The organism is Paraburkholderia dipogonis (assembly GCF_046027395.1).
GTDB classification, from domain to species: domain Bacteria; phylum Pseudomonadota; class Gammaproteobacteria; order Burkholderiales; family Burkholderiaceae; genus Paraburkholderia; species Paraburkholderia dipogonis_A.
The window spans coordinates 20,035-28,847 of record NZ_JAQQEG010000067.1; the positions used below are offsets into that span (position 1 = coordinate 20,035).

7 protein-coding genes and 2 pseudogenes are annotated in these 8,813 nt (G+C 58.7%); 6 read left to right on the top strand and 3 right to left on the bottom strand.

Going from position 1 to position 8,813, the window contains the following annotated elements; all coding sequences use genetic code 11:
* The first annotated feature begins 44 nt into the window (after positions 1–44).
* Together PQR32_RS39560 and PQR32_RS39565 are read left to right on the top strand one after the other, a co-directional pair.
* Positions 45–440, top strand: a complete 396-nt coding sequence (locus PQR32_RS39560) for a DUF3331 domain-containing protein (RefSeq protein ID WP_408240567.1) — start codon at positions 45–47, stop codon at positions 438–440.
* 28 nt (positions 441–468) lie between these two features.
* Positions 469–747 (top strand): annotated as a pseudogene (locus tag PQR32_RS39565) (alpha/beta fold hydrolase); the annotation flags it as partial.
* A gap of 194 nt (positions 748–941) precedes the next feature.
* Here PQR32_RS39565 and PQR32_RS39570 read toward each other — a convergent pair.
* The gene (locus PQR32_RS39570; RefSeq protein ID WP_408240570.1) at positions 942–1,949 is read right to left on the bottom strand and encodes a GlxA family transcriptional regulator; all 1,008 of its coding nucleotides are present in this window, start codon (positions 1,947–1,949) and stop codon (positions 942–944) included.
* Between the two features lie 506 nt (positions 1,950–2,455).
* On the opposite strand from PQR32_RS39570, the gene PQR32_RS39575 reads away from it, so the two are divergent.
* From PQR32_RS39575 to PQR32_RS39590, 4 genes are all read left to right on the top strand, one after another.
* Entirely contained in the window at positions 2,456–3,274 is an 819-nt protein-coding gene (locus tag PQR32_RS39575) for an SIR2 family NAD-dependent protein deacylase (protein WP_408240581.1), read from the top strand.
* 190 nt (positions 3,275–3,464) lie between these two features.
* A complete protein-coding gene (locus tag PQR32_RS39580; RefSeq protein ID WP_408240573.1) occupies positions 3,465–4,307 on the top strand; it encodes a hypothetical protein in 843 nt (280 codons plus the stop codon).
* A gap of 557 nt (positions 4,308–4,864) precedes the next feature.
* Positions 4,865–7,240, top strand: coding sequence for a YjbH domain-containing protein (locus tag PQR32_RS39585; RefSeq protein WP_408240576.1), 2,376 nt, complete (start codon positions 4,865–4,867; stop codon positions 7,238–7,240).
* A gap of 19 nt (positions 7,241–7,259) precedes the next feature.
* Positions 7,260–7,991 carry a carboxypeptidase regulatory-like domain-containing protein gene (locus tag PQR32_RS39590; protein WP_408240578.1) on the top strand — a complete coding sequence of 244 codons (732 nt, stop codon included), beginning with the start codon at positions 7,260–7,262 and terminating at the stop codon, positions 7,989–7,991.
* A gap of 113 nt (positions 7,992–8,104) precedes the next feature.
* On the opposite strand, the gene PQR32_RS39595 is transcribed toward PQR32_RS39590, so the two are convergent.
* Both PQR32_RS39595 and PQR32_RS39600 read right to left on the bottom strand, forming a co-directional pair.
* Positions 8,105–8,413: a hypothetical protein gene (locus PQR32_RS39595; protein ID WP_408240584.1), complete on the bottom strand. Its 309-nt coding sequence runs from the start codon at positions 8,411–8,413 to the stop codon at positions 8,105–8,107.
* A gap of 279 nt (positions 8,414–8,692) precedes the next feature.
* A pseudogene (locus tag PQR32_RS39600) lies at positions 8,693–8,813 on the bottom strand (UTP--glucose-1-phosphate uridylyltransferase); the annotation flags it as partial.

The window sequence follows — 8,813 nt, forward strand, 5'->3', positions numbered from 1 at the left end:
GACAAAGCCATTCAATCAGGTAACGCTTCAACAGGAGTCGCGACATGCTGGCAAACGCAAATTTCATCGATCCGTGGATGCAAACCATTGGCCTGTTGTCCGTGCCTGCGGGCGGGCCGAAAGACCGCGGCAGTGGGCTGAGTGAAGGCAACGAGGCGCGTCACGTGGACGACACGGCGCTTCACTGCGTCACGGTGAGCTTGCTGGACCGGCCGACTGCTTCGACGGCGACGATCTCCTGGCGCGACTCCACGCGCTGCTGCTATGGCGACCAGGTCTGGTGTGCGTCGCGGGCTCGCACCGAGGGCGTCTGCGCAATGAGCGGGCGCCTGATTCGTCGCGGCGACGCGGTATACAGGCCGCGTCCGTGCCGGCTTGCGCCGCGCAATGCCGACGCAATGATCCTGACGTCCGTTCTCGACGACGCAACGGAAACCTGATTTCACTTCTTTCTCTCACGGGTTGCGTTGGTTGGCCGGCATGCAAGTGTCGATCAAGGGCGCTTACGATTGCATCAAGGCGTTCTCCGAAACCGACTTCACCGAGGACCTGAAGAAAGTCACCGTACCCGCTCTGGTGCTTCAGGGCAACGACGATCAGATCGTTCCGCTCGACGATTCCGGTGTGCTGTCCGCGAAGATCATGCCGAATGCGAAGCTGATAACCTATGCGGGCGCACCGCACGGCATGTGCTCGACGCATGCAGACCGGGTGAATGCGGATTTGCTGGAATTCCTGCAGTCGTAAAGCACAGATGAAGGCTGGCGATGCTCTCCGCGAGTATCGCCAGTTTTTTTATGGAACGATTGTGTTCTTACCAGTAGTCGATAGCCCGCTCTCGTATACGGTCAAATAATGTCTCGACCCCTGCATATTTTTCTGATCAGAAAATAGGCAAAAATTCGCTGTTTCAGCAGGGAAGCTCGACGCCAACGCGAGCGCTATTGGCAATCATGCGACTGATGGTGGTTGGCGCGGTATCCGGTGGGCGTTGCCCCAATATGTTTGCGGAAAAGCTTGGCCAGTTGTGCGCCGCCGCCCAATCCGCACCGTCGCGCAATCTTGTCCACCGGCAGCGTGGTTTCGACAAGAAGTTGACAACACATATCGAGTCGGACATACAGCAGATAGTCGGATGGCGTCACGCCGATTTCCGCTTTGAAGCGGCGCAGAAAGTTACGCTCGCTCATGGCGGCGAGTCCTGCCGCTTTGTCGATGGAAATCGGCCGGTCACCGTTTGCTTCCAACCACTGCGCGGAAGCCCTGATCTTGTCGCTCACGCTTCCCGAGGCGCTCATGCGCAACACCGAGGTGAACTGTGTGGATGCCGGCGGCGCGGCACACGAGGCGGCTTTGCGAGTGATCTCCATACCGAGATCTGCCTCGATGAGATTCAACGCGCTTTCCAGTGGACTCAATACTTCGCGAGACGTGGGCAGACCGAAGCCTCGACGAATGTTCGCTTGCGGCAAGAGAGTGCCGGCACTGCCGGCACCGGCCGCCGATGCAATCCCCGCGGCTTTGAGCAGGAATTGACCTTCCGCTATAGGCAAAACCCATTCGCTGCGGAAGTGGGCGCGGCGCAACCAACTCAGCAGCCGTTCGTCGCGAACGGCTTCATGCACGCCCGTGCCACCAGCAACGAACAAGGCGTGGAAGTCGTGTGCATGACCGCGTGCTTCAACGCTATCCGTCCATACAAACACGGATGACGAACTGGCGATCCGGCCGCCAGCCACCGAAAACAGTTGCACGGTATAGGGCGATACGCCGCGTTGTCCGTTCTCCGCAAACCGGTTCGCCGACTGAAATGCTTCAACGATAGACACTGTTTCAGGGAGTGAAAACCCATTGAACAGTGCAATGCCAATGTGTTTTACCGCCTTCCTGTCAGGCAGAGCGTGACCTTGAAAGACAGTGTTATCTTGAGCGTCGATGTGGCAATCCATTTGACTTTTCCCCGCGGAAATAAGATCTGTTCCAGCTCTGTTGCAACCGGACTATTCGACTGGCCCGTTCCCGCATAAGAACGAACAAGCGGTACATTGATGAGGTGGTGCGACGTGCCGATAAGAGGGCTGAGCCGCTGCTGGTTCACGCTTGCAACGGCCACTCCATTTCAATAATGAAAGGGCTCGCTAATCGATTGACGGCATGAGGCGAGTTGCGAGAAGTGCGTAAGCATGCAGAGGCGACGTTGGCGCAGGGGGCTAGCCATGATTGAATGTTCGTTTCATTTCCCTCGTTTCGGAATCGGCACAGCGACAAGATAGCGGCGCGATCGGACAACGGCTGTCTCATTCGATTTTCGCCGGCCAGCTTCGTGCTGAGACACTGTTTGTCTCAATGAGGCGGTAGCATGATTGCCATGTATGGACACACCCGAATGGGCAGACGGCGACTGTCTGCACGGAAAATGGCGCGCGCGTCGAACAGCGATAGCGAGGTGACTTCAATGCGGGAAGAATGGATACAGCGAGCGATCGCATGGCTGCGCGAAGCAGATGGGCTACTGATCACTGCAGGAGCAGGGATGGGCGTCGACTCCGGCTTGCCTGATTTCCGTGGCAATGCAGGCTTGTGGCGCGCGTACCCGGCGCTGGCCGAAGCAAGGCGTGATTTCCAGTCTATCGCCAACCCGCGGGCCTTTATGGAGGAGCCGGAACTGGCTTGGGGATTCTATGGACACCGCCTGAAACTTTATCGCGAGGTCGAGCCTCACCCGGGCTTCGCCATTCTCAGAGGCTGGGCCGGGCGTATGCCTCAGGGCGCATTTGTTTTCACGAGCAACGTGGACGGGCAATTTCAACGGGCGGGTTTCCCGGAGGACCGTATCGAGGAATGCCACGGCTCGATTCACTTTTTGCAGTGCATCGAGCCGTGTTCCTCGCGAATCGAACCAGCGGCAGACTTCGCGCCGCAGATCGACGAGCGCGCGTGCCGGCACATTGGCCCGTTGCCGCGCTGCCAACGCTGCGGCGCGCTGGCGAGGCCGAATATCCTGATGTTCTGGGACGCCGCGTGGCTGTCATCCCGCGCCGATGCACAGGCCACACGCCTCGCCGGCTGGTTGGCGTCGGTCAAGCGACCTGTTGTCGTCGAGGTTGGCGCCGGCACGGCGCTGCCTACGGTTCGACGCTTCAGTGAGCGGCACGGCCCACGGGTGATTCGCATCAATGCTCGCGAGCCGCAGATAGATCCAGCGCTCGGCATCGGCATTGAAGGGCGCGCGGTGGACATATTGTCGGCAATCGACGCGGGCCTGGCCGGATAGCGTTCGACGCAGAACGGAGCAGCGCGCTCATTTGAGCGCATACGTCCAGTAGACGTCGGCTCCGGCCTTCCTTTAAAGAAACCTCCGCGCACGCCGATATAGCAATGGGTCGCGCGCCGCCGTGTACTAGCAGCGCGACCGTGCATCGAGTCAATTTACGTCCCAGCCCGAAAGCGGTACGACGGTCGTCATGAATGACGTTCCCCGATTGGGCGAGCGTCAAGGCAAAAAGGAGAGGCAGTTAGTGTTTCCAGAGAATTTCCTGCATACAGGCATGCAGATCACTGACGAGCAAGCCATGCAGCTCGTCAAGTTCCGTAATGAATATGCTTATCCGGCCGCGCGCCTTGTCCTCGACGATCATGCCGGCGACTTCAAGTTGCCGGGCGGCCAGTGGGCGAAAATCGTGCCTCCAGCGCAAGGGGACGTGACCGATGCGACGCTGGACGCATATCACGAGCGCCTGCTGCGATCCAGCAACGCGACTGAACGATTGCTCGGCACGGCATCGATCGTATTGTGGGGTTTTTATACGTTCAGTCCGGCGTTTGCAGCTATCCGTGTCCACCGGCACCTTTTTGGGCGGGGCAATCAGCAAGCCACCAGTGCCGGGCAGATCGCGGACGTATTGGAAGAGGCTGACAATGCCGTCAAGGCGGGCAATCCAGGCCGCGCGCTAGAGATGTTCGCCGGAATCAACCAGTTGGGCCGCACGCCGTTCGCTTCGAAAGTGATTGCGCTGCTAGACCCAAGGCGCACTGCGGTATATGACAACAGGATCTGCAAAGGCTTGCAGAACAGCCCATGGGCGGCAAACGGGCCATTCGCAAACGGGGTGGGGGCGGTCCAATTGCGACGCGTCCAGCGCGAGTATGCCAGCTGGTGCAGTTTCACGCAGGCCGTTGCTGAACAACTGAATGAAGGCTGTCTGCGTGGTTTGCCGTGGCATTGGCGCGACCGGTTGAATGGACCGCAAATGTGGCGTGCAATCGATGTCGAACGCGCCATATTTGCCATGTTCGAGCCTCGCTGATCGGCGTGGTTCATATCGGGCTGGCTGAACGCTTGAGTGTGTCATACACGTTTGAGCTGTTCATTGCGATGTCCGAGGTGTTTGGCCCAATGCGGAATCTGCGCTTGCCAGCGTTCCGCTATAAACAATGCGGCCCTAAGCCAGTTTCCAGAATTCATCGTTGAAGAGCCCGGACGCGGCCATTGCGTGAAACGTTAGCCGTACCCGGTTTGCAATGACAACGCCGGCCAGCCAATGCGATCTGCATGCAGGTCAATGGAATATTCCGCCAACATATTAGCCTTTTCCGTCAGCCGTCCTCTCCGATGAAGCGGTCTATGTATGATGCACCGCAACCAGAAGATACTTCCCTGCCCGATTGTTTTGGGCTTTATCTGTAGCAGTTAGCACGGTATGCCGGGCAATCACAAAAAATATAACGATTCCCAATCCAGTTTGATTGGGATGCATATCTGTTTATTAGTTGGATTGAACGCCGCATTACGAAGATAAGTTGCGGTGACGATTGAGAACGGTTCCATTCACCGCCGTGTGTTTGAATACCAACAACTATAGACATGAGTGGAAACTTATTCGGACGGGGACCCACAGGGAGCAGAAAGGCATTGGCGTTAGCTGCCGTCCTGGCGTTCTCGACTCCGGCACACGCGGTAGAGCCGGCGTTGAATGCGTTAGGTCAGGCCGGCGGCCTGGTTATTCCATATGGATTCGCCTTGCCTCAAGGTGTCGGCGAAGTGCAGTACAACGATTTCATCGATCCACGGTACGGGAAGACGGCGACTGGATCGCAGATCTATTGGGGCGCCGTCGGCTTATTCCCATATGTCGAGCTGGCAGGCGGCCTGGCAAACTATCCAGCGAATGTCGGTGTCGCGCTTGCTCACGAAGAGCATTTCGTAATTCGCCACCTGATGGCGGACGTCAAGCTCGAAGTGCCGAAATTCTTCAAGTATCAGCCGAGCATTGCGTTCGGTGTGACCGATATTGGCGGCCAGACGCATTTCTTCCGCTCGAAATATGGCGTGGTATCGCAAGCGTTTGGACCCGTGACATTGACTGCCGGTTACGGCCAGGGCGATCGTCTGGACGGTTTATTTGGCGGCGCACAAGTCTCGCTTTGGAACACGGGGTTGTCGCTGCTCGTGGAAGACGATTCGAAAACGCCTTATGCCGGCGTGCGCTACCAGTCTCCGCGGATTAGCTGGCTGGCCGATGCAAACGTGATCGGCACGTTCATACGCTCAATCCGCTCGACCGATGGTGTGTCGCCGCGCACGTCGTTCTCGGTGGGCATTCAGATTCCGCTTGGCAAACGCTTTAGCAATGCGCGTTGTGCCGACGGCTTGTGCGATGGCCCGCAAGTGGCGCTCGCCCAGACCGCGGCTGCCGACGATGACGGCCCGATCCGCCTCGCGAGCCTGAAACCGGTAGACACACGCGCTACCGCAGCCAACAAGGCACTGGCCCCAGCGCCGATCATTTATGTACCACCGCTGCAGTCGTATGCATCTGTGATGCTGAGTGACGTGGCGGCGCGCAAATCGTCGGATGCGCAGTCTCCCGCCATTCCGGAAGCGCTGGATAACTCCGCGCTCGACGAGATCGCCGCGCAACTCTTTGCCGCCGGCCTCGAGCGTGTGCGTGTCGGGATGAGCGGTCGTGATCTCGTGGTCGAGTACGAAAACCATCGCTACAACCAGAACGAAGCTGACGCGCTCGGCATCGTGCTTGGCGTAGCGAGCGTGAATGCGGCGCATGGCACGGACAAGATTCACGTGGTGATCAAGAAGGCCAATGAACCCTTAGGCGAAGTCATCGTCGATCGTGATGCATTTGCCCAGTTCATTGAAGGCGGCGCGCCGACGCTGGCAAGTGCGTCAATGACGATGCGCACGCGTCCGACATACGACGCGGATTCGATCGTGTGGCATGGCAACGAGCACACGCATGGTCTGACGCGGATTCAGATCGAGCCGGTTGTCAGTTATCTGTACGGCACCGAGTACGGCAATTTCGACATCTCGCTCGGCGCCAATATTGAGGGGTTTGTGCCGCTTTGGCGTGGCGCGGAGTTGTATGCGAGCTATATCGCACCGATCTACAACACGAAGAACATGGACGAGGGCCGCGTATTTAGCGATTACCGCCTGCGCGGCGGTCTGAACGCGGTCGCGCTGGCGCAAAGCTTCTGGATTATGCCGCAAGTGTTCAACGTGGTATCGGTGGGTAAGTTCGATTACTCGTACGTTGGCGTGCAAAACGAAACAACGGTGTTCGTGCCGGGCCGCCCCGATCTGATCCGCTTGCGGCTCGCCTATTTGCACCATGAACCGGGCCATGACGGATTGCCAAGCGAGAAGAATGCCGAGTTGACTTACCGCTGGGTGCAGCCGTCCTGGAAGTTGTGGGTCGAAGCCGGCGTGGCGCGCTTTGTTGGGGGAGACAAGGGACCCGTTGCGAGCTTGACGCGCTGGTTCGACGACGTATCGGTGAGCGTGCATGGTGAGCATAGCGGGCAGGGCACGTTTGTAGGCGCCACGGTCAGCTTCCCGCTGACGTTGCGTCAGGGCATGAAGCCCGGGATCAGCCAGGTGTACGGCTCTGAACAGTTCGGGCTCGACTTCCGTACACGGGTGGGATCGACGAATTACCTGTCGGCCAATGCGGCGGAGAACGTGGCCTTCCCGTATAGCACGCAACAGTACCTGTTGAACCAGGGCCGCTTTAGCGGCGAGTACTTCTCGACTCAGCTTTACCGGATGCGTGATGCGTATCTGCGTTACGGGCGGCCGGGTAGCGACGGAACGAAGCCGAAGCCGCAAGCGAGTTTGCCTGCTGTATCGACCGGCGTCGCGCGATCGCATGGCGTCTGCGGAAACGATTTGCCGGGTGTAAGCGGCGGACGGGCGTTAGTGCCGGTCAATTGTGAATGACTTTCTTTGGAGGTAGGCGATGAAGCTTCTAAACGGCGCCACGCTGCGCACGCTGCAGTTCGGATCGATGGTTCTTGCAACCAGTGCGCTGGTTGCGTGTGGCGGCAGCGGCGACTCGCCGGGCGCGACGGTGAGCGGTACGGCCGCGGTAGGCGCGGCAATGGCCAACGCAGGCATCGTACTGACCTGCAAGAACGGTGCGGGTAGTGCGACGGCAAGCGCAAGCGGTGCGTATTCGGCAACCTTCAAGTTTGACGGACCGTGTGCGATCACGGCGTCGAGTGGTTTCACCGTGCTGCATTCGTTCGCGGCCGGCGCGGGCACCTACAACGTGACACCCCTGACCGAATTGCTTTTGAGCTATCTGGCCGGCCAGCTTGGAACCACGGTTAGCGGGCTGCTGTCGGGAATCTCGAGCAACGTGACGTTTCAGAGCGCGCTGTCCAACAGTACGGTGATCGCGAATGCGCAGGCGGCCGTTGCCCAATTGATCAAGACCCAGTATGGGATAACGCTTTCGTCATCCTCATTCTTGACGGTTTCATTTACGCCGGGGCAACCCGGCGCGGATGCGGATCTGGACAGTTTGCAGACTGCCGGTGCGATTGCCGCGAACGGTCAGCCCGTGGCATCGTTGACAGCCGCTGCGATAGCAGCGGGGGCGGCAGCACCGATCTCCGGTGGCGGCAATGGCGGCGGAGCAACCGGTGGAACGGGCGGCACCGGCGGCACGGGAACCACAGCGAAATAGCGCACGCTGGCGGATGCAGGAAATCGGCCTGCCGGGCCGGTCCAGCTCCCCAACGGAGCTGGACCGGCCATCCATCAAGAAGAAGCTAAGAGAGTTTGGGACATGAAGGATAACTATTCGTAGCCGAGCCTGTGACTCAGAATGGGCGCGAAAAAGAGAGCAATCGCAGAGCCCGCTGCCTTACCCTCGAGCTCCGCGGCGGCAGCCGCGGCCCGCATTCCATACACGTGCACGAACAGATCGAATAACGGGGGTAGGCAGTAAAGCACTGCGATCGCGACGCAATAAGCTTGCACGACGGATATGCGCCAGCCCTTTTGAAAGGCGACAGCGGCGGAGACAATGCGCAGAATGGCGAACAATACGAGCGCACCCACGGCTGCCTGTTCGCGGACTAGATACTCTGGAATAAACTCGCCCATAATTTCCTGTGCATCCGCTCGGTTAAACAGCCTGAAATTGAAGGCCACCAGTTCGAACTTTGTGCTCGAAAAAAATGACCTACTGCTTAAGGCAATCGTTCTTCGGCATTGAAGAACGAGTCGACAGGTTTTGATAGTATCGAAGCCGTACTGGCGCAATGAAAGTGCGGCTGAATGAACCACAATCTTGGCCGATATAGTCAAGCGTCATCGCCGTCGAACAATTGCCTGCTCTCTTTTTCGCAAGGCCCGCGGTCGTGTCGTCCGTATCTGCGATGGTCAGTCTGTCAGTCCCGCGAGCACTGGCGAGCGCGCAAGCAAGTACTCGTCGAAACCGGCGGCCACTTCCGGATGGCGCAGGGCGAACTCGACCGTCGCCTTCAGATAACCCAGCTTGCTA